The organism is Erwinia magellanica (assembly GCF_039023495.1).
In the GTDB taxonomy this organism is placed as follows: Bacteria; Pseudomonadota; Gammaproteobacteria; order Enterobacterales; family Enterobacteriaceae; genus Erwinia.
Genome location: NZ_JBCHVC010000003.1, coordinates 260,067 through 283,437 on the forward strand (window position 1 = coordinate 260,067; position 23,371 = coordinate 283,437).

At 54.3% G+C, this 23,371-nt stretch carries 21 protein-coding genes and 1 tRNA gene; 9 read left to right on the top strand and 13 right to left on the bottom strand.

Translation table 11 applies throughout. From position 1 onward, the window contains the following. Positions 1–18: 18 nt before the first annotated feature. The gene (locus AAH450_RS12885; RefSeq protein WP_342910582.1) at positions 19–1,416 is read right to left on the bottom strand and encodes an MFS transporter; all 1,398 of its coding nucleotides are present in this window, start codon (positions 1,414–1,416) and stop codon (positions 19–21) included. Positions 1,417–1,998: 582 nt separating this feature from the next. Between AAH450_RS12885 and AAH450_RS12890 the strand changes: the two genes are divergently transcribed. Then, on the top strand, positions 1,999–2,568 hold the full coding sequence (locus tag AAH450_RS12890) for a histidine phosphatase family protein (RefSeq protein WP_342910583.1): 570 nt from the start codon (positions 1,999–2,001) through the stop codon (positions 2,566–2,568). On the opposite strand, the gene AAH450_RS12895 is transcribed toward AAH450_RS12890, so the two are convergent. After that, positions 2,528–3,460 carry a LysR family transcriptional regulator gene (locus AAH450_RS12895; protein ID WP_342910584.1) on the bottom strand — a complete coding sequence of 311 codons (933 nt, stop codon included), beginning with the start codon at positions 3,458–3,460 and terminating at the stop codon, positions 2,528–2,530. The genes AAH450_RS12890 and AAH450_RS12895 overlap by 41 nt on opposite strands. Positions 3,461–3,552: 92 nt before the next feature. On the opposite strand from AAH450_RS12895, the gene AAH450_RS12900 reads away from it, so the two are divergent. Both AAH450_RS12900 and AAH450_RS12905 read left to right on the top strand, forming a co-directional pair. Further along, positions 3,553–4,365 carry an SDR family oxidoreductase gene (locus AAH450_RS12900; protein WP_342910585.1) on the top strand — a complete coding sequence of 271 codons (813 nt, stop codon included), beginning with the start codon at positions 3,553–3,555 and terminating at the stop codon, positions 4,363–4,365. Between the two features lie 123 nt (positions 4,366–4,488). Then, positions 4,489–5,244, top strand: coding sequence for an SDR family oxidoreductase (locus AAH450_RS12905; protein ID WP_342910586.1), 756 nt, complete (start codon positions 4,489–4,491; stop codon positions 5,242–5,244). Between the two features lie 32 nt (positions 5,245–5,276). Here AAH450_RS12905 and AAH450_RS12910 read toward each other — a convergent pair whose 3' ends face one another. After that, the gene (locus AAH450_RS12910; protein WP_342910587.1) at positions 5,277–6,203 is read right to left on the bottom strand and encodes an AraC family transcriptional regulator; all 927 of its coding nucleotides are present in this window, start codon (positions 6,201–6,203) and stop codon (positions 5,277–5,279) included. Between the two features lie 147 nt (positions 6,204–6,350). After that, positions 6,351–6,950, bottom strand: coding sequence for a TetR/AcrR family transcriptional regulator (locus tag AAH450_RS12915; protein WP_342910588.1), 600 nt, complete (start codon positions 6,948–6,950; stop codon positions 6,351–6,353). 392 nt (positions 6,951–7,342) lie between these two features. Between AAH450_RS12915 and AAH450_RS12920 the strand changes: the two genes are divergently transcribed. Next, the gene (locus AAH450_RS12920) at positions 7,343–8,146 is read left to right on the top strand and encodes an SDR family NAD(P)-dependent oxidoreductase (RefSeq protein WP_342910589.1); all 804 of its coding nucleotides are present in this window, start codon (positions 7,343–7,345) and stop codon (positions 8,144–8,146) included. A gap of 286 nt (positions 8,147–8,432) precedes the next feature. Then, positions 8,433–8,509 (top strand) — tRNA-Ile (locus AAH450_RS12925). 189 nt (positions 8,510–8,698) lie between these two features. Here AAH450_RS12925 and AAH450_RS12930 read toward each other — a convergent pair. Then, complete coding sequence (locus AAH450_RS12930; RefSeq protein WP_342910590.1) at positions 8,699–9,808, bottom strand: AI-2E family transporter; 1,110 nt, start codon at positions 9,806–9,808, stop codon at positions 8,699–8,701. Positions 9,809–10,074: 266 nt separating this feature from the next. After that, complete coding sequence (locus AAH450_RS12935; RefSeq protein ID WP_342910591.1) at positions 10,075–10,227, bottom strand: Hok/Gef family protein; 153 nt, start codon at positions 10,225–10,227, stop codon at positions 10,075–10,077. Positions 10,228–10,518: 291 nt separating this feature from the next. Here AAH450_RS12935 and AAH450_RS12940 point away from each other — a divergent pair, with 291 nt between their 5' ends. Next, entirely contained in the window at positions 10,519–11,256 is a 738-nt protein-coding gene (locus AAH450_RS12940) for a metallophosphoesterase (protein ID WP_342910592.1), read from the top strand. 83 nt (positions 11,257–11,339) lie between these two features. Here AAH450_RS12940 and AAH450_RS12945 read toward each other — a convergent pair whose 3' ends face one another. From AAH450_RS12945 to AAH450_RS12960, 4 genes are all read right to left on the bottom strand, one after another. Next, a complete protein-coding gene (locus tag AAH450_RS12945) occupies positions 11,340–11,492 on the bottom strand; it encodes a Hok/Gef family protein (RefSeq protein WP_342910593.1) in 153 nt (50 codons plus the stop codon). A 250-nt stretch (positions 11,493–11,742) separates the two neighbouring features. Further along, positions 11,743–13,221: a SulP family inorganic anion transporter gene (locus AAH450_RS12950; RefSeq protein ID WP_342910594.1), complete on the bottom strand. Its 1,479-nt coding sequence runs from the start codon at positions 13,219–13,221 to the stop codon at positions 11,743–11,745. After that, positions 13,218–13,844, bottom strand: coding sequence for a carbonic anhydrase (locus AAH450_RS12955; protein WP_342910595.1), 627 nt, complete (start codon positions 13,842–13,844; stop codon positions 13,218–13,220). The genes AAH450_RS12950 and AAH450_RS12955 overlap by 4 nt, the downstream gene beginning before the upstream one ends. A 633-nt stretch (positions 13,845–14,477) precedes the next feature. Next, entirely contained in the window at positions 14,478–15,797 is a 1,320-nt protein-coding gene (locus tag AAH450_RS12960) for a gluconate:H+ symporter (RefSeq protein ID WP_342910596.1), read from the bottom strand. 176 nt (positions 15,798–15,973) lie between these two features. Between AAH450_RS12960 and AAH450_RS12965 the strand changes: the two genes are divergently transcribed. After that, on the top strand, positions 15,974–17,983 hold the full coding sequence (locus AAH450_RS12965; protein ID WP_342910597.1) for an NADPH-dependent 2,4-dienoyl-CoA reductase: 2,010 nt from the start codon (positions 15,974–15,976) through the stop codon (positions 17,981–17,983). A gap of 11 nt (positions 17,984–17,994) precedes the next feature. Here AAH450_RS12965 and AAH450_RS12970 read toward each other — a convergent pair whose 3' ends face one another. Continuing rightward, a complete protein-coding gene (locus tag AAH450_RS12970; protein WP_318788612.1) occupies positions 17,995–18,801 on the bottom strand; it encodes a 5'-nucleotidase, lipoprotein e(P4) family in 807 nt (268 codons plus the stop codon). A gap of 120 nt (positions 18,802–18,921) precedes the next feature. Between AAH450_RS12970 and AAH450_RS12975 the strand changes: the two genes are divergently transcribed. After that, entirely contained in the window at positions 18,922–19,635 is a 714-nt protein-coding gene (locus AAH450_RS12975; protein WP_342910598.1) for a purine nucleoside phosphorylase YfiH/LACC1 family protein, read from the top strand. Positions 19,636–19,702: 67 nt separating this feature from the next. Here the strand turns inward: AAH450_RS12975 and rlmG are convergent, their stop codons facing one another. After that, positions 19,703–20,830 carry a 23S rRNA (guanine(1835)-N(2))-methyltransferase RlmG gene (gene rlmG / locus AAH450_RS12980; RefSeq protein WP_342910599.1) on the bottom strand — a complete coding sequence of 376 codons (1,128 nt, stop codon included), beginning with the start codon at positions 20,828–20,830 and terminating at the stop codon, positions 19,703–19,705. Between the two features lie 82 nt (positions 20,831–20,912). Here rlmG and AAH450_RS12985 point away from each other — a divergent pair, with 82 nt between their 5' ends. Then, positions 20,913–21,416 (top strand): M48 metallopeptidase family protein, encoded by a 504-nt coding sequence (locus AAH450_RS12985; protein WP_342910600.1) that lies wholly within the window; start codon positions 20,913–20,915, stop codon positions 21,414–21,416. A gap of 45 nt (positions 21,417–21,461) precedes the next feature. On the opposite strand, the gene AAH450_RS12990 is transcribed toward AAH450_RS12985, so the two are convergent. Continuing rightward, positions 21,462–23,153 (bottom strand): chloride channel protein, encoded by a 1,692-nt coding sequence (locus AAH450_RS12990; RefSeq protein WP_342910601.1) that lies wholly within the window; start codon positions 23,151–23,153, stop codon positions 21,462–21,464. Between the last annotated feature and the right edge of the window lie 218 nt (positions 23,154–23,371).

The window sequence follows — 23,371 nt, forward strand, 5'->3', positions numbered from 1 at the left end:
CGGCCCGCCCTGGGGCCTTCAGATTGCATCTTCAGGGGCATTAAGATCGCGCCCACGGGTTTCCGGGGCTATAAAAGTGGTCAGGAAACCGATACCGGCCATCGCTGCAAAATAGGTGGCAATCGGCCACCAGTGACCGGTCCAGGACAACAGCGCAGCGGCAACCAGCGGCGCCGTCCCGCCAGAGAGAATAGAACCAAGCTCTTTCGCCGTCGCCATTTTAGTATAGCGATGATTCACGCCAAATAACTCCACGCCCCAGGCCGCCTGTACGCCGAAAATACCGAGCGAGGCCAGTCCCATACCGGTAACAATAGTGGCAATCACAATCACAGGCTCGCGGGAGTCGAGCAGCATAAAGGCAGGGAAAGCGTAGAGGATCAGCAGCAGGCAGAAGCAGCGGTAGGTAACGCGGCGGCCAAACCTGTCGGAAAGCCAGCCGGCAAACGGGATGATCAGGAAGCCGAGCAGCGAGGCAAGAAATACTGCCGTGGTGGCGACGGACTTATCTACCGCCAGAACCTTTACCACGTAACCAATAATAAATCCCTGCGCCAGATAAGAGGGGCCATTTTCACCAATACGCAGGCCAACCATGACCAGGAACGAACGGCTGCGCTGCCAGAAGCTGCGGTTATCCGCAGGCAGTAGGGGAAGCATACTTTCGCGCCGGGCCACTATTTCCGCCTGTTTCCGTTCGAAGACAGGCGTTTCTTTCAGATGACGGCGGATCCAGAGCGCCACCAGCGCAATCAGGGAACTGCAAAGAAACGGAATACGCCAGCCCCACTCCTGCAACTGCTGCTGATCCATCTGTACCACCGCCAGCCAGACCAGCGATGCCACCAACGTGCCGCTGTTTGATCCCAAAGCGATAATGGAAGATACCAGACCACGTTTTTCTGCCGGAGCATATTCACCCAGCATCACCGTGCCCCCGGACAACTCCGCCCCTGCGCCAAAGCCCTGGCTGAAACGCAGCACGACCAGGCAGGCCGGAGCCCACAAGCCGATAGAGGCATAGCCGGGAATAACACCGATTAATGTGGTGGAGGCCCCCATCAGGATAATGGTGGAAACCATCACCACTTTGCGGCCTTTACGATCGCCCAGCCAGCCAAAGAAGAGTGCGCCAATGGGCCGGGCGATAAAGCCCACAGACCAGGTAGCAAAGCTGGAGAGAAGCGCCATCGCGGGGGTGGCTTCAGGAAAGAAAACGTCGCCGAAAATGATGCCAGCGGCCAGGCCATAGAGTGCGAAATCCGCATACTCCATCGCTGTGCCAAGCCAGCATGAGAGGGTTGCGCGCCAGAAATCCTTGCGCCCTTCGGGTGTTGTCAGACTCTCATCTGCCGCAGAAGAGGCAGAAGAGGCGGAAAGCGAAGCTGTTGGGGTTATTCCTTGAGGAGTAGACATAAAAATTCCCTGATGTGCTGCTGTCTGAATTGCCCTCCCTGGCTTGCCCGAAAACGGATAATCCGCCAGTGAGAGCGCTCTTTTTCTGAGCCGAAGGTCAGTAACAGGTACCCTGGTGTTGGGATATATTATTCGCTTCCCGTCTGTTGGTTTTCGTAACCAATCACATAAGTAACGTGAAGCAAAGTGACCTTCACTTAGCCGTTGAGCAACATACACCGTGAATTTTTACTCGGGATTTATTGTATCTACGCGCGTAGATAAAGCAATAAATTTCCGCAAATAAATTAGCAAGCCTTCACATTGATGCTCACGGGTTATATTACAAAACCATGTAACTCAGCAGGTTAACATTCTAAAAAATGCCACTGCTTAAACATCCGACGATGATACAACGAATAAACTTCACTAACGAGCAAAAAACACACTACTTTAACTTACCCACCGCGGGCCAGTGTAAACAGCATTATGTTTCAACAGCATGACGCAAAAGGAATGGAGGACATTCTTAAAAAAGGGGAGGTGATTTGTCTTAGTGAACGAGGCGGCATATTCTGGATAAAAGTTAGCGGAGGGAAAGGCATGAGCATAATTCTGATGCGTCACGGGAAACCTGACCACCGGGTCGGCGGGCGCCTGCCGGCACTGGCCATGGCGCAATGGTGCGAAGCCTATGACCTTTCTGACGTCCAGGATTTTCCGCCCGAAAAGAGTCAGTGGGTTGCGGCTATGGCAGATTATGTTGTTACCAGCCCGCTGCCCCGCGCCCGTTCGTCGCTTAAAAAGCTGGGGCTTGAACCCGCCTGTGTTGATGGCGTCTTCAGCGAAGTCTCTCTTCCGACCATATCGCTGACCTACCCTCACCTGCCCCCCTCGCTCTGGCTTTCTCTTCTTCGTCTGATGTGGTTTTGCGGGTATGCCGGGTCGGTTGAGTCCTTCCAGCAGGCTGAACAGCGGGCCAGCCAGGCCGCAGAGCGGCTGATTACCTTTTCCAGCCATGGCAACGTTCTGCTGCTGGGGCATGGCATTATGAATAAAATGATTGCCCGTCACCTGCGTAAAGCGGGCTGGCTGGCCGAGAAACATGCCAGCAGCCGTCACTGGAGTACGGCTATTTACCACCCGCCGGTGATCCCGCCTGGTCAGCATTAACGGCAAAGGACTTCACCACATCAATAAAAGCCCGCAAGGCTGCCGGAACATGCCGGTGGCCAGGATAATAAAGGGCAAGTCCGGGTGAAGGCGGGCTCCACTCCTCAAGCAGCATCAACAGGCTGCCATTTTCCAGCCAGGGTCTTGCCACGCTATCGGGTAACCAGGCAATCGCCTGACCAGCCGCCGCCGTTTCCGCCATCAGTTCGAGATGATCCAGCATCAGCATGCCCTGAACGTCGATATGGCGCTCAATGCCGTGACGGGAGAACTCCCAGCGATACCGTTTACCGCTGGGCAGACGAAAACGGATACACTGATGGCGCAGCAGATCGTCTGGCGTGGTGGGTGTACCGCAGCGCTGAAGATAGTCTGGCGACGCTACGGCGATAAACCGCAACTCCCCGCCAAACGGCACGGCCACCATATCCTGCGGCACATCGTCCAGCAGACGTACGCCGGCATCAAACTTTTCGCTGACGATATCAATCAACCTGCCTTCCGTAACCAGATCAAGCGAGATAGCCGGATAGCGGCGCAAAAACTCAGGCACCACCCGCTGCAACAGCTGGCGTACGGCGCTCTCACTGGCATTAATGCGCAGAGTGCCGGCAGGCTGCTGACGGTACTGCTCGACGGAACTCAGTGCATCTTCCAGCCCCTGCAACACTGGCCTTAGCTGGCCTAAAAGCTGTGCGCCCGCTTCGGTAGGGGATACGCTGCGGGTAGTGCGATGCAAAAGCCTTACGGCCATTTTTTCCTCCAGCGCACGCAGCATATGACTGAGGGTTGAAGGTGACACGCCCAGTTCATCGGCAGCCTGCCGGAAACTGCCCCTTGTCGCTACCAGCACAAAAGCGTTCAGCGCAGCCAGATCGGGTTTCTGATTCATGGGTAATTTTCACCAACGCATGCAGGATTAGACGGATAGTAGCACTAATCCTGACGGCGTAAGGTTAACGCTTACCCAAGAGGAGAAGCTCGATGTCTAAAACATGGTTTATTACCGGCACTTCATCTGGCTTCGGCCTGGAGCTGACCGAACGTCTGCTGGCGCGCGGCGACCGCGTTGCCGCCACGCTGCGCAACCCCGCTCAGCTGAGCTTACTGAAAGAACGCTATCCTTCCCGGCTCTGGCTGGCGCAACTGGATGTCACCCGTACGGATAATGTGCGAAAGGTAGTGGATGATGCATTTGCCGAACTGGGGCAGATTGATGTGGTGGTCAGCAATGCCGGATATGGCCTTGCGGGGGCCGCTGAAGAGCTTACCGACGCGCAGATTTCCCGCCTGTTAAACACCAATGTTCTGGGTTCCATTCAGGTTATTCGTGCTGCGCTGCCGCATCTTCGCCAACAGGGCGGCGGACGTATATTGCAGCTTTCTTCCATGGGCGGCCAGGTGACTTTTCCGGGGTTAAGCCTCTACCACACCAGCAAATTCGCTATGGAAGGTTTTGTGGAGGCGGTGGCACAGGAAGTGGCTGAATTTAATATTGAATTTACGCTGGTTGAGCCAGGCACCGCGCAAACTTCATTTACCAGGGGCATGGAGATGGCCGAACCGCTGGCGGCCTATGATCACACCGGCATCCGTCAGCTGCTGGCAAACTGGCCGAGCGTGGGCGATGCGAAAAAAATGGTGCGTGAAATGATTGCCTCAACCGGGCGCTCCCCTGCTCCACGCCGGCTTACGCTCGGCAGCGATGCCTGGACGCTGGTTCATGCTGCCCTGACGTCGCGCCTGGCAGAACTTGAGGCACAGCGGGAAATAGCCTTCTCTACAGACAGTGATTAACTCACTTTAGCTTTCTGGCTGACTCATTTTCAGAGGAACAGGCAAGCATCGCAGAGTCCCGGATATTCGCAAGCAGACGGGAACATTTTAAGCTTGTTTCAGCTGCCGGAGAGGCCGTCAGCGATGCCTCTGAAGGAGAGTACTGTGTCTGAACTGAATAAAAAAGTTGTGGCGATTACCGGGGCCAGCAGCGGCATTGGAGAAGCCACCGCCCGCCTGCTGGCCGCCAGAGGCGCCCGCGTTCTGCTGGGCGCTCGCCGTACTGAGCGGCTGGCGAAAGTAGTTGAAGAGATCCGTGCCGCGGGAGGAGATGCCCACTTCATGTCGCTGGACGTCACCAGCCTGACGGAGATGGAATCCTTTGTTGAAAAAGCAAAAAGCCATTTTGGTGGGCTGGACGTCTTTATCAATAATGCCGGGATAATGCCGCTTTCCCCGCTCTCTTCCCGCAAGGTTGAGGAGTGGGACCGTATGATTGATGTCAACATCCGTGGCGTGCTGTACGGTATTGCTGCTGCACAGCCACTGATGGAGCAACAGCAGCATGGTCATATCATCAATATCTCTTCCATTGGAGGGCTGGCAGTTTCGCCTACCGCCGCGGTCTATTGCGCCACCAAATTTGCCGTGCGGGCGCTCTCTGATGGTCTTCGCCAGGAAAGTGACATCCTCCGCGTAACGGTAATCTCGCCGGGTGTGGTGACATCTGAGCTGGCCGACACCATCACTGATGATTCCGCACGTGAGGCGATGAAAGCGTTTCGCCGCGTTGCGCTTGAGCCGGAAGCTATCGCCCGCGCCGTTGCTTACGCCATTGAACAGCCGGCGGATGTGGATGTCAGTGAAATCGTTGTCCGTCCAACGGCCAGCCCCTGGTAACCCAGCCCTGCCCGCCACTGCGCGGGCTTTTTTTATCCTGCCGCGCTGACAGCCGGTTCAAGCCGCAAAATATTCTGCATATACATCGCCTCCTGCACCGGGCTGCGGCCAAAAAAGCGTTTAAATTCCCGGCTGAACTGTGAAGGGCTTTCGTAACCTACTTCAGCTGAAACCGTCGCGGCGGAGATGCCGCCGCGCACCATTAATAATCTGGCATGATGCAGGCGGGTCGATTTTAAATACTGGATAGGCGAACTTTGCGTCACCTTTTTAAAATGCGCATGGAAAGTGGCGACGCTCATTCCTACTTCGCTGGCCAAATCGGCCACCTCAAAATGCTCCTGAAAGCGGTTTTGCAGGATATTCAGCGCACGGGCGATCTGCGCAAAAGAGCCTTTCTGCGCCAGCGCAGCACGCAGCGTTGCGCCCTGCTCACCGACCAGCACCCGATAGTAGATTTCCCGCAGCAGCCCGGCGCTGAGCACCTGCGTCTCCTGCCGTGACTGCAACGCCTGCAACAGGCGTACCACGCTTTCCCCCAGCCCGGCATCAAGCGGCGAAGAGAGCATGCTGACCGGTTCGCTGCTGCGCGGTACAGGGAGCGTTAAAGTGAGCATCAGTTCAGCCAGTAGCTGAAAATTGAGCCGGAAAGCGACCGCCAGCATCGGTTCTTCCCTGCTGGCTTCGGTCTGGCTGATAAACGGCAGCGGCACGGCAACGACCAGACAGTGCTGAGCATCATAAACGTAAGCCTCATCCCCCAGAAAGCCGCGTTTGCGCCCCTGGCAGACAATGACGATAGAGGGTTCATACAAAACCGGCGTGCGGTCGAGCGCAATGTCCGAACGCAGAAAACGCACATCCTCCAGCGCCGATTGGGTATAACCGTTGGTTGGTGCCAGCGCTGTTATCAGCTCAGCCATCTTTATCCGGCGCTTTTCATTCTGATCTGTCGTCATGTTGAGCTTCCATTGCAGAGTCAATGTGATTATCAGCGCTGTTAGTTTTCCTGAGCCGCGCCGCTTGCAACAAGGATGGCCATTCGGGCTGGGATCAGCACAGTTAAGCGTGTCGGCTTATCAGGTCAACGCGGCTTATTGTGATCTTCAGCCGCGCCGATCCTCTTCAATGCCCAGCCGCCGTTTTAGCTGACTCCGTGAGGCTGCCAGCTTCTTTTCAGCAAGCTCATCATCCTGAATTGCCCGAGCCAGCGCCATTGCGCCAATAAGTTCAGCCTGCACGGAGGAAGCCAGCGCATCTGGCTCTGCGTGGCCCATCGCCTTTAATGAACGGGCAACCAGCCCATGCATCTCCTCTATTCCCAGAGTAAAGCGATCCCGTGCTTCCTGCGGCAAACGGCTGGCTTCACCCGCCAGCGACGGCATGGGACAGTTCTGCTCCGGGATTTTTCGGGCTTCTGCTGAAAGATAACTGTCTATCAGACAGGAGAGCCGCTCTGCACCTTCCGGTAAAGTGGATAATCCCTTAAGCTTCTGCTTTGTCTCGATAAACATCCGATCGACAACATTTGCGACCAGATCGTCACGGGAAGTAAAGTGAGCATAAAAACCCCCGTGGGTCAGCCCTGCCCGCTTCATCAGTGCCGCCACGCCAATACCTTCTGTGCCTACCACCCGCATAATCGCGGCGGCTTCGTCCAGAATACGCTGACGGGTACGTTCTTTGTGAGTGATAACTTCGGACACGGCTCCTCCTTCAGAAACGTTTTAATCATTAACAGGCTGAAAAATAAGTATGTGGTTTCGGGGCATTGGAGAAAAGCGCACAGCCATTTATTTGCGAAGCGGATTCCGCTAAAACTCACAGCCTTACCAGCCTCACCAGCCTTACCAGCCTTACCAGCCTGAGTATACTCATCAGATCGATAGAATATGACAATCATAATAATTATGATTGTCATCATATTCAATACCCCTGTCTTTTCCCAGCTTAACCCATTGAAAGAAAGAATCTTTTCAGGTTAACCCTTGCTTCAATTTTGCCTTTTGTAAGGTAACAGGCCGCTTGACAGAAAATATTATGATCATCATATTAAGCCTCACCACCACATGATGACCATCATATTCAGGAGTAGAACATGTCCATTTCATCAGGCAAGAAAGGCACGGCAATGGTTACTGGCGCATCCGCAGGGATTGGCGCGGTTTACGCTCAGCGACTGGCAGAGCGCGGTTATGATCTGCTGCTGGTAGCGAGGGATAAAACCAAACTGGAAGCTCTGGCGGCACGGCTTTCTTCAGAGTACGGCGTACACAGCGAAGTGCTCGCGGCTGACCTGATTAATCAGCAGGATCTGGTTCAGGTTGAGCAGCGCCTTGCCAGTGATAATGCCATCACCCTGTTAGTGAATAATGCGGGGATGAGCGTAGCGGGCGACTTTCTGGATAATGACATCGGGAGCGTGCAAAAGATGATTATGCTGAACGTGCTGGCACCTACCCGCCTTGCACACGCGGCCGCTAACGCTTTCAAAATCCGCAAGCAGGGAACCCTGATCAATGTCGCCTCTGTGCTTTCACTGGTGCATGAGATGGCTAACGGCGCTTACAACGGTACTAAATCTTTTGTCCTGACCCTCACTCGTTCGCTGGAGGCCTCGCTGCAACCGCATGGTGTCCGCGTACAGGCCGTATTGCCAGGACTGACCCGCACTGAAATCTTTGAACGTTCTGGCAGCTCGGTTGATGAACTGCCGCCACATATGGTGATGGAGGTCGATACCATGGTGGACGCCGCGCTAGCCGGGCTGGATTTGGGAGAAAGCGTCACCATTCCTTCGCTGGAAAAAATTGAGAACTGGCAAACTTATGACGCAGCACGCGCCGCACTGCTCCCGGACCTGTCGTTAAGCCAGTCTGCTTCACGCTATCGTCAGGGTTGAGGCCGTACAAGAAAAGAGGGGAATATTGCCATCCCCTCACCTCTTCAGGGGAAGAAGTCAGAGAGTTCATGGCCTTTTGCTCAGGGTAACGACGTTCTGTTCCTGGAATATTACCCATGAGGGTAAGCATGCTACTTACTGAAGTGAAGCCGATGCCTGAATGAGATTTTGCGGAAGAGTAAGTTAATCAAACAGTTCGGCTGAGAGCCTGAGTGCCTGGAAAACAGCCAACCGGATGATAACTGCTGGATTGCGTCCCCAAGTTACATTATAATCCTGCGCCGCAGGCCCCTTAGCTCAGTTGGTTAGAGCACGCGACTCATAATCGCTTGGTCACTGGTTCAAGTCCAGTAGGGGCCACCAAATTTTAGCTTTAGATTCATCCATTTAGGCCACTTCTTATGAAGTGGCTTTTTTGTTGGCCTTTTGCAGTGGCGATAAAATGGCAGCTCAAAATTGAAGCCCCTACACTTCAACGCCCCCAGGATCATAAATATAAAAAAAGCAGCTCCTAAGAGCTGCCTTGTCTGACGCCAGTTAAACCCACCTTAATCAATCCTCAGGTGGTGTCTTCCCCTCTTCGATAAACTCTTCATCAATCTCATCGCTGTTATTACGATTATCCCGGCCGGAAAGCAGGTTCCAGCAGGCGATAAACATAGCGGCAATCAGCGGGCCAATAACGAAGCCGTTAATCCCATAAATCTCCATTCCGCCAAGCGTAGTGATAAGGATAAGGTAGTCCGGCATTTTGGTGTCTTTACCCACCAGCAGCGGACGAAGAATGTTATCCACCAGGCCGATAACGACCACAAAGAAGCCGACGATAAACAGCCCTTTCCACAGCACGCCAGAAGCAAAAAAGAAGATGGCGGCCGGTACCCATATAATGGCGGAGCCAACGGCTGGGATCAGGGAGAGGAAGGCAATTAACGCTCCCCACAGCAAGATACCTTCAATATCGGTAATCCAGAAGGCCAGCGCCCCTAACGCACCCTGCACAACAGCGACAACGACAGTTCCTTTCACCGTGGCGCGAGAAACTGCAGCAAACTTCATGAAGAGATGATGCTTCACATATTTTGACAGCGGCAGCGCCGCGAGGATGACGTTCACAAGGTAAGCACCGTCTTTCAACAAGAAAAACAGCAGGTAAAGCATGATGCCGAAGCCTATGGTAAAGCTGAACGTACTTTTACCAATCAGGAAAGCACTGCCGGCAAGATACTGGCTTCCTTGCAGAGCGAACTGCGACAGCTTTTGTTGAATGTTCGTTGCTGTATCAAGTTGATGTTCAGAAAGGAAATGACGCGCCCAGTCAGGTAAATGCTGCATCACCTCTGCAAAGATCATCGGAAGCTGCGTATTGTTATTTTGCAGCTTGGTATAAACAACGTTGAACTCAATCGCCATTGATGACGCAATCACCACCAACGGGGTGAAGACGATTACACAAATCACCAGTAGCGTTAAAAACGAGGCCAGCCCGTTTCGCTCACCAATAAGCTGTCTGATTTTGGTTTTCATCGGATGGAAGATCACTGCCAGGATGGCAGCCCATAATACCGAAGAGTAATACGGCCCCAGTACATCAAGAAAAGCCACTGTCACAATAAACAGGATCAGAATAAAAAATCCCTTTGTCAGGCCGTTAAATCTCATTTTAGTCCCTCTACACTGCAATTTTGCTCACGAAGCATAGAACGCATTATACCTTTTACAATGAAAGAGTTCAGGGATGGTTTTTAACAACCTTGTTGAAGCCAGAAACGGGCAGAATGAAGTGGACTGAAAGATGATTTAAAACGGAACAAACAGAGCCGCATTATGCAATGCCAGAGAAAAGCTAAACCGCGAATGAGGAAAGGTGCCGCTGGATCATGCCGCAACATCCAACGGGCGGGAACGAGTCCCGCCGTTGGGTTGCCTTACCTTACGGCTTCGTAAGCCAGGCTGGCGACAACCTCCGTTCCTCCCTGTTTGATGTGCAGTTCGCACAACGAGCCACGGGTCAGCCAGGTGAAGAGTAATATCGTCACGCAGACCACCAGCAGGCTCAGAAAGAGCAGTTTATGTGCCATCGTTGGCTTCCTTCTTCCGTTGCTTTTCAGCAGGTAAAAGGCTACCTTTATGTTGTTGGGCATAAGGGTTGGCCTCACTCAGATTAACATCGTGTGGGGCCTTTCTCTTTCTGTCCCTTACGCATGCTCAGGACCAAAAGATCCAGAGCACCCGCCGCGTAGTTTACCCAATCCCCCTCTCCTTTTAATGAGCAGTTCATGAAAACCCGAGGCGGATCCGCTATTGATGCAAAACACATGAAAGTTTGAAAAATGAAATAGTGGCTTTACCTTCTGTTCCGGCGAGGAAAAATGCTGATAGCACAAGTCTCTGATATTCATGCTTCCCTCGATAACGACAATTTGAGTCGGTTTGACAGAGCGCTTGAATGGCTGGAGCATCAAAGTCTGGATGTTCTTGTTCTGACAGGCGATCTTATTGACGATGGGTGGGGTGAAGGTTATCACCTGATTTCTGAGCGACTGGGGCGGAGAAAATGGACCTCCCTGATTCTGCCGGGAAATTCTGACGATCGCCACCTGATGCGTTCAGTATGGGGAGCGAACCGATGGGTGAGTGATGCCCCAGCAGGTTCCCTGCATTTTGTCCATGAAACCGATCGGCTGCGCCTGTTAGGCCTGGATACAACCGTTGAAAATAAAACCTCTGGCAATGTAATCAATCATCTTGGATGGCTGAAAAAACAGCTGCAAAGTGAAAATACACTGCCATCGCTTCTCTTCCTGCATCATCATATTTTTGAATCTGGCATACCTACTCTGGATAGCACTATGTGTGACGGCTCCAGCCAGCTTGCCGAGCTGCTCACACATATACCTGATAAGCCGCTAGCTATCGCCTCCGGGCACGTCCACAGGCCGGTTGCGGGAATTTTTGCCGGTATACCCGCTTTTATCTGCGGCTCAGTTTGCCCGGCTAATCCTCTCTGGTTTGGTTCAGAGAATGTCCCGCCGGTAAACGATCCGCCTTCGCTGATGATCCACAGATACGTGGGAAACGTTCTTACCAGTCATCATGTTTCACTTTAGTGCTGAAGCAACATTAAGAAGGGTGCCGCTGGATCATGCCGCAACATCCAACGGGCGGGAACGAGTCCCGCCGTTGGGTTGCCTTACCTCACGGCTTCGTAAGCCAGGCTGGCGATAACCTCCGTTCCTCCCTGTTTGATGTGCAGTTCGCACAACAAGCCACGGGTCAGCCAGGTGAAGAGTAAAACCGTCACGCAGACCACCAGCAGGCTCAGAAAGAGCAGTTTATGTGCCATCGTTGGCTTCCTTCTTCCGTTGCTTTTCAGCAGGTAAAAGGCTACCTTTATGTTGCTAGGCATAAGGGTTGGCCTCACTCAGATTAACATCGTGTGGGGCCTTTCTCTTTCTGTCCCTTACGCATGCTCAGGACAAAAAGATCCAGAGCACCCGCCGCGTAGTTTACCCAATCCCCCTCTCCTTTTAATGGGCAGTTCGTGAAAACCCGAGGCGGATCCCTGTTTATATAAGAACGATGAAACCTCTTATTCAGGCAAGCTGGACTGGCCACTGATTCAGGACAATCCCCCGTTTGCGTGCGCCTTCACCAAAGTCTTTCAGCACCGCTTTCACATCGGGATCGATATATTCCGCATTGTCATGATCGACGATCACCACGCTGTTTTCCGGGATCTCTGCCAGCAGACCTTGCAGACGCGGGTTATGCATAAAGGTCAGGTTTTGCTGGAAGCGCAGAACGAAATGGTCGTCATAGCGCGTTAACTGCATCGCGTTGCGGTGACTTTTGTAGATGCTGAACAAAATCTGGGTCGCCAGACCAATACCGATCCCGGCCAGCATCCCGAAGACCAGAATGCCGCCAATAGTGGCCAGGAAAGGAACAGACTGCTGCGCACCCTGCCGGAAATGTTCCACAAACAGGCGGGGCGTTGCCAGTTTATAGCCGGTATAGAGCAGCACCGCGGCCAGGCTCGCCAGAGGTATCGCATTCAGCAGATCGCTGAAGAGCAGTCCACAAACCAACAGCAGTACACCGTGCAGCAGAATAGAAATTTTACTCTGCGCGCCCGCACTGACGTTAACCGAACTGCGGACAATAACCGCCGTAACAGGCAGACCACCTAAAAAGCCGCTGATCAGGTTACCAATGCCCTGCGCGCGCAACTCTTTGTCTGGTGAGGGTGGCGGGTTCTGCGGACGCAGTTTTTTCAGCGCTTCCTGACTGAGCAGCGTTTCAAGGCTGGCGACAATCGCAAGCGTTACCGCCACTATATAGACCGCCGGATTTTGCCAGACTTGCCAGTCGGGACGAACTAACTCGCCAGTAAGCGCCGAAACAGAGTCGAAAGAAGGCAGAGAGATACGTGGCAGCGTGCTGACAATATCCGGGAACATTCTGCCTCCAACCACCGTCACCAGGCAGCCAAAGAGTACGGCAACCAGTGGGCCGGGCATCCAGCTTAACGCCTTGATCTTTTTTAGCGTCGGCGTCGACCAGAACCAGAGGATAAACAGGCCAATCCCCGCAACAACAATGGCAGGGATCGAGACGCTGAACGCACCGCCGGTGATCAGCGAGCTGAGTTCGCTCTCTTCAGAAGCCCCTAAAGCCACAGGAATTTGCTGGATTATCAGCAAAATACCGATGGCGGCCAGCATGCCCTTAATCACCGTTCCCGGCACAAGCGTAATAAAACGACCTGCCCGTATTACACCCAGCAAAAATTGCAGCACGCCAGCCACGATCAGCGCAAACAGCAACGCAGAGAAAGAACCCAGTGTTTCAATAGCGCCGGTAACGATAGTGACCAGGCCTGCCGCCGGGCCGCTGACGGCAAATTTTGACGGACTGAATGTGGTGACCACCAGCCCGCCGATCACACCCGTCAGCAAGCCCACAAACGGCGGCAGTCCGCTGGCCTGTGCAATGCCAAGGCAGAGTGGTAAAGCCACCAGAAACACCACCAGACCAGCCGGGATATCCCGGCGAAGCGTATTCAGATTCATGGGGAAGGTTCCTCTGCACTGTGTTGAATTAACTCTTTCAAATGCCCGGACTGTAAATCGTACACGCAGCCAAACACATCCAGTTGCACACCGCTACGCCACGCGTTGAGAACGGGTTCTGCGGCGATAAGGTGGCTGAACTGTGCAAGGACATTAGCCTCGACCAGCTGATTAAGTTTTTCAGTTTCATCCTCAATGCCTTCAGTCTGAGCCAGCCCAGCAGTGAGCGCTTCACGCAGTTGTGTTATGCGCCGCGCCAGCGGGGAGTTTTCATCGGATAAGGGAATACCGGGCAGAGCCAGCGCCGCCTGTACGCCGCCACAGCCATAATGGCCGCACAGCACAATGCGTGAAACGTTGAGATACTCCAGCGCATATTGCAGCACGCTCATAAAGTTATCGTCGCCCTTCACCACCATATTGGCGATGTTACGGTGAACGAACAGTTCTCCCGGATGGGCGCCGGTCAGCACTTCTGCCGGTACGCGGCTGTCAGAGCAACCTATCCAGAGCGAATGGGGCTTCTGCGAATGCACATTCTGATGAAAGTACTGTGGATTGCGTTGGCGGCGCTGTAAGGCCCAACTGCGGTTTTTCGCTAACAGGGGTTTAAGTGTCGTCAAAATACAGTCTCTCTTTGCTGGAATCAGGGATCGGATCGGGTGCTTAATAATTTGAAATATGTGTTAACAGGGAAATAACCTCTGTCTCAGTATGTACACATCTCATCTGATAAGTTCTGATATTTTAGAATGCGCTTAAATTATTAGGATTTATCCTGGGCATTTAAAATAAAGGGAAATGTAATCTTTTTTAAATTAATTAATAAAAGATTGATTTTTTAACTTCAGGAGAAAGGTTCATTAAAACCCAAGAAGAAATAAGTATTATATTTTATATTTCAACTACTTATAATCACCTTTTATTTTGTACTGTTATTCACATATAAGTAAAAGTTATTCCTGAAAAGAAAATGGTCGGGACAGTAGTCTCATTTTAATATTGTCGTATTAAATGATCCCTTCCAGCTGGAAGTGAATTTAAACGAGAGGGAATAAGGCTTTTCTTTTGTTTCTCTTTGGACAGATAAGTCAGATAGTAATAACGCTATTTATCAAGTATCGTCAGACACAGGCTGAAATCCTTTAACTTCTTTACACAGAATAAGCCCCGCAGAGCACGGAGCTTTATAAGTGCAGAGGGGCTGTCCAAACTTTTACTGGCCCTGTTTTTGCCTTAACCAGGGCCAGAAAATGTTAGTGGATGACAGCATTCAGGATCAGCACGCCCGCCAGTCCCAGGAATGAGATTAACGTTTCCATCACCGTCCAGGTTTTCAACGTCTCTACCACCGTCAGGTTGAAGTACCCTTTAAACAGCCAGAAGCCCGGATCGTTCACGTGGGAGGCGATGACGCTGCCCGACCCCACAGCCAGCACCATCAGCGCCGGATCGGTATGGGTGATGGCGATGATGGGGGTAACAATCCCGGCGGTAGTAATAGCCGCGACGGTGGCCGAGCCAAGCGCTACTCGCAGCATCGCCGCAACGGTCCAGCACATCAGCAGCGGTGACAACGACGAGCCTTTCATCAAATCGGCAATGTAGTTACCTACGCCACTGTCCACCAGTACCTGCTTGAAGGCACCACCGCCCGCAATAATAAAGAGAATCATCGCGATAGCGGCAATGGAGCTGCCGCACATCTCCATCACCTCTTCCATCTTACGGCCATTACGCAGTCCCAGCGTCAGCACGGCGACCACCACGGAGATAAACAGCGCAACGGCCGGGTTGCCGATAAATTCAAAGAACTGCCTGACACCGTTTTCCTTCGGCATGGTCAGCTCGCAGACGGCGGCCATCGCCATCAGGATCACCGGGATCACCGCCGCGAAGATGCTGATCCAGAAGCCGGGCATCTCGTGCTCTTCAAAGATTTTCGGATTAAACAAACCTTCCGGCGGTTCACGCTCGAAACTCTTCAGGAAGCGGGAGAAAATCGGCCCGGCGACAATCACTGTTGGGATAGTGATAATCAGCCCGTAGAGCAGCGTGGTGCCGATATTTGCCCCAAAGATGGTGGCAATGGCCGTTGGGCCGGGATGGGGCGGCAGGAAGCAGTGCGTTACCGAAAGCGCTGCCACCATTGGTACGCCTACGTACAGCAACGGCATCTGCGCAGCGGCCACAATAGTAAACACCAGCGGCAGCAGCAGCACAAAGCCCACTTCGTAAAACATCGCCAGCCCGACAATCAGCCCGGTGATCACCAGCGCCCATTGCAGATGTTTTTTGCCGAAGGCGGCGATCAGTGTGGTCGCCACCCGCTGCGCTGCGCCCGTGTCCGACACCAGCCTGCCCAGCATGGCGCCGAACCCCAGGATCATCGCCAGGCTTCCCAGGGTGCCGCCAATCCCTTTTTGAATGGAGGCCACTACCGCCAGCGGCGTCATCCCTTCCGCCACGCCCACCACGGCAGAGACAAACACCAGGGCAATAAAGCCGTTCACTTTAAAGACGATCATCAGCACTAAAAGCAGGATCACACCAACCGCTATAATGGTTACAGGCATTGTATTTCCTTGAAGAAAGTCGCCAGAAGATGAATCAGGTGTAGCTGCTTTTCTCTGGCCGTGCCGCCTGGCAGGCTAAATAGTTGGCGGCGCATCACACTCCGGTTAACAACACTTTCCGAACGGGCTTTTCGCCGCTACAGTACAACTCATCCGACCACTCACCTCAGGCTCCTATGAACACTTCTCTGTTCTCGCCGCTGGATCTGGGTTTTACCCAACTGAAAAATCGTCTGCTGATGGGCTCGATGCATACCGGGCTGGAAGAGCATCCTGACGGGCCGCGCCGTCTGGCCGCTTTTTATGCCGAGCGCGCAGCCGCTGGCGTGGCGCTGATTGTAACGGGCGGCATTGCGCCTTCCCCCGAGGGCGTAGTTATGGCGGGTGCAAGCGTTCTGAATCACCGGGAGCAGCTTTCACACCATCGCCAGGTCACTCAGGCCGTACACCAGGCTGGTGGCAAAATTGCGCTGCAAATCCTGCACGCTGGCCGCTACAGCTATCAACCCTCTTTAGTGGCGCCCTCCCCGCTTCAGGCACCGATTAACCCTTTTAAGCCGCTTGAGCTGAAGGCTGACGCGATTGTGGCGCTGATTGAGGATTTCGCCCGCTGCGCCGCGCTGGCAAAAGAGGCGGGTTATGATGGTGTGGAAATAATGGGCTCGGAAGGCTATCTGATTAATCAGTTCCTTGCTGAGAGAACCAACCATCGCGATGATGAGTGGGGTGGCGATGAAACCCGCCGCATGCGTTTTGCGGTAGAAATTGTCAGGGCCATACGGCAAGCGGTCGGACGCGAATTTATTATTATCTTCCGGCTCTCCATGCTGGATTTAGTGGAACAGGGCAATACGCTGCCGCAAACGGTGCGGCTGGCAAAGGCTATTGAGTCGGCAGGCGCAACGCTTATCAACACCGGCATTGGCTGGCATGAGGCGCGGATCCCGACTATTGCCACCTCGGTGCCTCGCGCAGCTTTTGGCTGGGTGACGAAACAGCTTCGGCAGCACCTGCATATCCCGCTGATCGCCACTAACCGCATCAACCATCCCGATGTGGCCCAGGCTCTACTGGATGAGGGCTGTGCCGATATGATCTCGATGGCGCGCCCTTTTCTTGCCGATGCGCAATGGGTGGAAAAAGCGCAATCGGGCCGCAGCAATGAGATCAACACCTGTATCGGCTGCAATCAGGCCTGCCTGGATCAAATTTTTGCCGGGAAGATAACCTCGTGCCTGGTCAACCCCCGCGCCTGCCATGAAACGGAGATGCCCGTTCGGCCAGCGGAGATCACAAAACGTCTGGCAGTTGTTGGCGCTGGCCCCGCCGGGCTGGCTTTTGCCGTCAATGCCGCCTCACGCGGGCATCAGGTCACGTTGTTTGATCGCGCGGCAGAAGTCGGCGGCCAGTTCAATATTGCCCGACAGATACCCGGCAAAGAGGAGTTCAGCGAAACGCTGCGCTACTACCGCACTCAGCTGGCGCTGACGGGAGTCAGGCTCCGGCTGAACGAAACGGCTTCGGCCAGCCTGCTGGCAGATTTTGACGAAGTGGTGCTGGCAACCGGCGTGACGCCGCGCTGGCCAGCCATTCCAGGCATCGACCACCCCTGCGTGTTGAGCTATCTGGATGTGCTGCGGGATAAAAAACCGGTAGGGAAACGCGTGGCATTAATTGGGGCAGGCGGCATTGGCTTTGATACGGCGGAGTATCTCAGCCAGCATGGCGCTTCCACCAGTCTGGACGTGGCTGCGTTTTGTCGGGAGTGGGGAATTGACCAGACATTGCAGCAACAGGGTGGACTGGTGCCGCCTGTGCTGCCCGAACCAGCGCGCGCCATCTGGCTGTTGCAGCGCAAACCTGGCAAGCCAGGCGCCGGGCTGGGTAAAACCACCGGCTGGATCCACCGTGCCAGCCTGCAAATGCGTGCGGTGAAGATGTGGGGCGGCGTGCAGTATCTGCAAATTGACGATCGTGGGTTACAGATCCTGCGCGACGGCGAACCGGTATTACTTGAGGTCGATAACGTGGTGATTTGCGCCGGACAGGAGCCTGACCGGTCGCTGGAAGAGGCTTTACGGGCAGCCGGCAAGCCGGTGCATATTATCGGTGGGGCTGACGTGGCGCTGGAGCTGGATGCGCGGCGGGCGATCGCTCAGGGCACAAAGCTGGCCCTGGCGATCTGAAGTGCTGCTATTTACTTCCCGCTCCACGCCTTCAGACTGGCATCACGGGTTTGCAACTTCTGTTCGGGGGTGAGCTTGTTATAGCCTTCGCCTAATCCGCTCTCCCAGTCTCCATAGAGCGGATTAGGAAGAATGATAAATTGCGTACCAAACAGGCGATTGTTCTGGTTCACAAATGCCCGGCGCTGGGCGTTGCCCTGATGATAAGTCGCTGCACCGTAATCGTTGAGATTATCGCCCACGTACAGCACAACGTTGTATCCTTCTGCCTTGATGGCATCAAAACGCGCCTGCTTGTTGGAACTGTCGGTTTTCAGGCGCAGCGTTTGGTCATTTACGCCGGTAAAGCCCAGTTGCCTGAGATTTTCTGCCGTGGCGGCAGCATCCTGCTTATCACGATTAGAGACATAGAACATCGTGCCGCCGTGGCTGTTAACGTAGTTGGCGAAATTGACCGCGCCCGGTATGGCGAGGGCTTGTTTTGCCTGCGTCCAGCCTGACCAGGTTTTGTCGGAGAAGGGCTGGTTCGCTTTGACCTGCCATGCACTGTAGGCACTGTTATCGATCATTGTTTCATCCAGATCGACAATTACCGCTTTAGGCTTACCGGTCAGCGACGGGGCTTTATCAAAAGCCAGCGTGGCGAAGTTAAACGCCTGATACGCCAGCGCCTGATATTCACCCGACTGCTGGAACCAGTTGAGCGCCATAACCGACTGTTGATTGAGCTGATTAGCGGCATCCGTTTTCTGCTGCGCGCAGCCGGAGAGGGCCAGCGCCATCAGGGTGGCCACGCTTAACGACGTTTTTATTTTCAAAGTGCTCTGTCTCCTGTCAGTGTGGCGGAAAAGCTTTCGAATTAATGCCTTAAAACTGTAGCATCTCCCCCGTACTGTGAAGAAAATGTTAATCCGCCAACTGCTGAAAAGGACCGGATCATGCCGCAACCCTACCATTCGCCCCTGTTATCCAGGCTGACGTGGCTCGATCACGCCTTCCAGCCAGCCGGCGAACCCCCACCGGAAGAGAGTATTTATAATCAGCAGCGCCACAGCGCCACGGTAGTGCTGGATACGGAAGCGCTGCCGGTCAAAAGCCGTGAGGCGGACGGGCTGATTGGCACAGGCACGCGCCCGGTGACAATCTATACCGCCGACTGCCTGCCGATTCTGATTGCGGATACACGCCACAAACAGGTCGCAGCGGTACATGCCGGCCTTAACGGCGCATTGTCTGGCGTGTTGGTTAACACGCTTCGCCTGTTGACTGAACGGGGCGCCACGCCAGAAAGCCTGATCGTTGCGGTAGGCCCCGCTATTGGCCCCTGCTGCTATGAGCTGGGCGAAGAGCGCCTTGCCCGCATCCGGCAGGAGACACCAGAGATCGCCGCCCTTCTCGCCGTCACCTCCTCTCAGCCCACAAATGCAAAAGCCCTGCGGCCACAGGCTGTAGGGACAACACAGGGAGAGTGGTTTGATTTGCCGCTGCTGGCTAAAAGGCTGGCGATGCGTGAGGGAGTGCCAGAGGCGCAGATTGAGCTGAGCCAGATTTGTACCTATTGCATGGCAGAGGAGAAGGCCAGCTATCGCCGTAATACCCATTTTGATCACGGCTATCAGCAGCGCTTCTCCTGGATCCGTAAGCGCAGCTAAATTCAGCGCAGTAAAAAGGCGGACTGTTTACACGGCCCGCCTTTTTTTTACTCTGAACAGCGGGGAACTAGCGCATCTTCACTGAACGCAGAATAACGAATTTCTGGTTAGAAGCGACGGTGGTGCAGTTGCCAAACAGCTTCTTCATTTTGCGGTAGTAATCGAGATGACGATTCCCGACAACACGCAGTTCCCCGCCCTGTTGCAGGCAGCGATAAGAGTCGCGCATCATCTGCCAGGCAATATAGTCAGTCAGCGTATTTTGCTGATGGAACGGCGGGTTGCATAACACCGCGTGGAAGGTGTTGGACGGGAAACCAGCCAGCGAGTTGTTGACCGAGAAGTGGCAGCGGTCCCTGTCGTCCGGACGGTTCACTTCCACATTCATCTCGCTGGAGGCGACAGCCATCCAGGACTCATCAATAAAGTGCACTTCTGCCGCCGGGTTCTGATCCAGCGCCGTCAGGCCAATCACGCCGTTACCGCAGCCCAGGTCCGCGATTTCGCCCTCAATATTCTCCGGCAGGTTAGCCATAAAGAAGCGCGCGCCCACGTCCAGGCCGCTGCGCGAGAAGACGTTAGCATGGTTATGGATCTCGTAGAGCGTATCATCCAGCGGCCAGATAGAGGTCATGGGGGCCTCTTCCAGCGCAGGCAAGGTTGGCTGGCAGAAGATCAGCCTGGCCTTTTTCACCGCCAGCGAGGTGGTGGTCACGCCCAGCACACGTTCAAACAGGTTGAGTGTGGAAGTGTGAATATCTTTGGCTTTGCCTGCGGCGATGATCTGCGTCTCTGGCGTCACAACGCTACGCAGGGAGCGGAGCTGGTGCTCCAGCAAGGCCAGCGTTTTAGGGATCTTCATCAGCACGCGCGCTGGCGCAACCGGCAGCGGAGCAAGGCTGTTGATAAACTTCACGTCGCCTTCATCCATCGCATTCAGATTCAGGTTCTGCCGCGTAGCCAGCTCGCCCATCAGGGAGTCGCTGATGCTGTACAGCTCTTCACCGTAAAGGCCACAAGCCAGCGCACCAAAGGTGTCGTTAAACAGGAATGTTGGTCCGGTAGTCTGGTCTTCTGCCACGTGTTGCAGCAGATATTCATCAGCGGCATCCCACGCCTGTAGCGGGCTTTCTTCGCGCGTTTGAGGGAAACGGTGCAGCGTCAGCGTGCGGTGGCTCAGTTCGAGTTGGCTCATGGGATGACCTTAATGGTAAAATTCCCGCGTTTTATCCCCTAAAACGGGCTAACAGTAAACTTTTTTCTTTCCTGGAGTCTGCATGTCGTCGCTTATTTACCTGCAAGGTTACCCTGAGTCGCTGTTGTCACAGGTGCAAACGCTGATCGATCAGCAGCGTCTGGGAGCTGTCCTGCAAAAGCGCTATCCGGCCAGCCACACCATTACCAGCGATAAAGCGCTCTACGACTATGCCCTGGCGTTGAAGAACCAGAGCCTGCGCAATGCCCCGCCGCTGAATAAAGTGATTTATGACAGTAAAATCAAGGTAATGAAGCATGCGCTGGGCCTGCATACGGCCATCTCTCGCGTGCAGGGCGGCAAACTCAAAGCCAAGGCGGAGATCCGCGTGGCGACCATTTTCAAACAGGCACCGGAAGCGTTTCTGCGCATGATCGTGGTGCATGAGCTGGCGCACATCAAAGAGAAAGATCACAACAAGGCGTTTTACCAGCTCTGTTGCCATATGGAGCCTGACTATCATCAGCTCGAATTCGATACCCGTCTCTGGCTGACCGAACAGGCTCTGCGGGGGCAAGAGGGCTGATCGCCCTGCGCCAGCCACGGAACCTGGCGTTGCATGACGTTCAGGCTACAGAAATTCCTTCGCCTTCTGGATCAGGCTGGTTTTGGTCAAGGCCCCCAGATATCGCTTCTCCTGCGGATTATTCAGCACCGGTAAGCGCTCCAGCGTCACTCTGGCAAACGCTTCCCAGCTCTCGGTAATGGTTTGATTTTCAAAAATATAGGGGAAGGATTCATCCATCACGCAGCTCACCGGCGAATCCAGGGTGATCTCTTTATCCAGCACCTTTCTGGCGATATCGTGAATTGAGACCGCCCCCATAAACTGGCCGGTATCGCTGATAACGTAGACGAAGCGTTCACGCTTCAGTGAACTGACCGCCAGCGCCTTCCCGACGGTATCGCCGGGCTTTAACGCCGCGCCCGACACAATAAGCTGCGAGACAATCCCGTTATCGAAATCGAATTTGGCGTCGGAGCGGCTGAAGTGATTGCCAATCACCGGGTAAGTACTGCTGGACTGCAACCGGTAGACGGTCATTGAGGCCAGCACGCAGGCGATCATGGTGGGAAACAGCAGGCTGCTGTTGAGCGTCATCTCCAGCACCATCAGCATCGCCATCAGCGGGGCCTGACTTACCGAAGCGAGTACTGCCCCCATTCCCACCGCGGCAAAAATCACCGTGTTGCTGACCGGCCATCCTGCCAGGCTGGCCAGCGTTGCCACTATCACGCCGAGTACCGCCCCTATCAGTAACGAGGGGGTGAAGAGGCCCCCAACGGCGTTAGACCCCACGGAAACCGCCGTGGCGATCATCTTCAGCGCCAGCAACACAATCAGCCCTTTCAGCACAAAACTTCCGGCCATGATCTCAACAATCACTTCATAACCGTTTCCCAGAATATTGCTGCTGCCCACCGCCATCGCGCCGACGATAACGCCCCCTAATCCCAGACGGAACGGCAGGCTTTTGATGCGGCCAAAACGCCGTTTGCTCTGGCCGATCAGCCAAATCATCGCCCAGCCCGCCAGACCCGCCAGCAAACCCACTATCACCGTCAGCAGAATATTGCCGGGCGTCAGGTCAAACTGAGCGTGAGAAAAAGGATAGATGGCGGAACGGTAACCCAGCGTCCACATGGTCAGCACCGCCACGCCGGAAGAGATAATCAGCGGGATCAGTCGCTGTAGGGCGGAGATGCCAAACGCAATCTCCGCCACAAAAATCGCTGAAGCCAGCGGCGCATGATACACAGAGGAAAGCCCGGCGGCGGCGGCCATTGCCACAATATCGCTGTTTTTCAACGCCAGATGACGAAAGCAGAGCCGCCCCATCAGGCTGCCACTGAGTGCAGAAAGCTGCACCATCGGCCCCTCTTTACCTATAGAAGCGCCGCTGCTGATGCTGGCAACAGAAGAGAGTGCGCGGAACAGGGAGGTTTTAGTGGGAACAGCGTCGAGCCTGGCGTTGATCACTTCCAGGTAGTCGGTACGCACCGTCTCTTTCTGTTCAATAGCGGTGGCATAACGCAGGAAAAAACCGGCAATCACGCCGCCCAGCCCCACCACCACCGGCCAGAGATACCACGGGTAGACGCCAATCGCCTGGGTCACATCCTGCTGCGTCCCAAAGAGCACGGAGTTGATCATCTCAATCAACTGGCGGAACCCCAGCGTCACCAGCGTGGCCACCAGACCTACCGGGATAGCAACCAGAATGCTGGTCCAGTTCAGTGCGTGTTTACTGCCCGTCGTCATTGTTTATGCTCACCCTGGATGCGCGTATTTTCTCTTATCGTGAAAGAGGATACGGTAAAAATCAAACTGCCTGAGACAGGATAACAGAGTGCCACACTGAGAGGCGCGCTTCGCTTTTTTTAGCCATTGCCCACGGCAACTCACGTGCTACTCTGACAGATAACGCTCTGGGCAGGCCTCTCTCCTGCTCCAACCTCATCCAAAACGTGTGGAGACTG

Bases quoted from the DNA above. Each gene is read 5' to 3' on its own strand.
- AAH450_RS12885 (WP_342910582.1), bottom strand. From the start codon at position 1,416: ATGTCTACTCCTCAAGGAATAACCCCAACAGCTTCGCTTTCCGCCTCT.
- AAH450_RS12890 (WP_342910583.1), top strand. From the start codon at position 1,999: ATGAGCATAATTCTGATGCGTCACGGGAAACCTGACCACCGGGTCGGC.
- AAH450_RS12895 (WP_342910584.1), bottom strand. From the start codon at position 3,460: ATGAATCAGAAACCCGATCTGGCTGCGCTGAACGCTTTTGTGCTGGTA.
- AAH450_RS12900 (WP_342910585.1), top strand. From the start codon at position 3,553: ATGTCTAAAACATGGTTTATTACCGGCACTTCATCTGGCTTCGGCCTG.
- AAH450_RS12905 (WP_342910586.1), top strand. From the start codon at position 4,489: ATGCCTCTGAAGGAGAGTACTGTGTCTGAACTGAATAAAAAAGTTGTG.
- AAH450_RS12910 (WP_342910587.1), bottom strand. From the start codon at position 6,203: ATGACGACAGATCAGAATGAAAAGCGCCGGATAAAGATGGCTGAGCTG.
- AAH450_RS12920 (WP_342910589.1), top strand. From the start codon at position 7,343: ATGTCCATTTCATCAGGCAAGAAAGGCACGGCAATGGTTACTGGCGCA.
- AAH450_RS12930 (WP_342910590.1), bottom strand. From the start codon at position 9,808: ATGAGATTTAACGGCCTGACAAAGGGATTTTTTATTCTGATCCTGTTT.
- AAH450_RS12935 (WP_342910591.1), bottom strand. From the start codon at position 10,227: ATGGCACATAAACTGCTCTTTCTGAGCCTGCTGGTGGTCTGCGTGACG.
- AAH450_RS12940 (WP_342910592.1), top strand. From the start codon at position 10,519: ATGCTGATAGCACAAGTCTCTGATATTCATGCTTCCCTCGATAACGAC.
- AAH450_RS12945 (WP_342910593.1), bottom strand. From the start codon at position 11,492: ATGGCACATAAACTGCTCTTTCTGAGCCTGCTGGTGGTCTGCGTGACG.
- AAH450_RS12950 (WP_342910594.1), bottom strand. From the start codon at position 13,221: ATGAATCTGAATACGCTTCGCCGGGATATCCCGGCTGGTCTGGTGGTG.
- AAH450_RS12960 (WP_342910596.1), bottom strand. From the start codon at position 15,797: ATGCCTGTAACCATTATAGCGGTTGGTGTGATCCTGCTTTTAGTGCTG.
- AAH450_RS12965 (WP_342910597.1), top strand. From the start codon at position 15,974: ATGAACACTTCTCTGTTCTCGCCGCTGGATCTGGGTTTTACCCAACTG.
- AAH450_RS12975 (WP_342910598.1), top strand. From the start codon at position 18,922: ATGCCGCAACCCTACCATTCGCCCCTGTTATCCAGGCTGACGTGGCTC.
- rlmG (WP_342910599.1), bottom strand. From the start codon at position 20,830: ATGAGCCAACTCGAACTGAGCCACCGCACGCTGACGCTGCACCGTTTC.
- AAH450_RS12985 (WP_342910600.1), top strand. From the start codon at position 20,913: ATGTCGTCGCTTATTTACCTGCAAGGTTACCCTGAGTCGCTGTTGTCA.
- AAH450_RS12990 (WP_342910601.1), bottom strand. From the start codon at position 23,153: ATGACGACGGGCAGTAAACACGCACTGAACTGGACCAGCATTCTGGTT.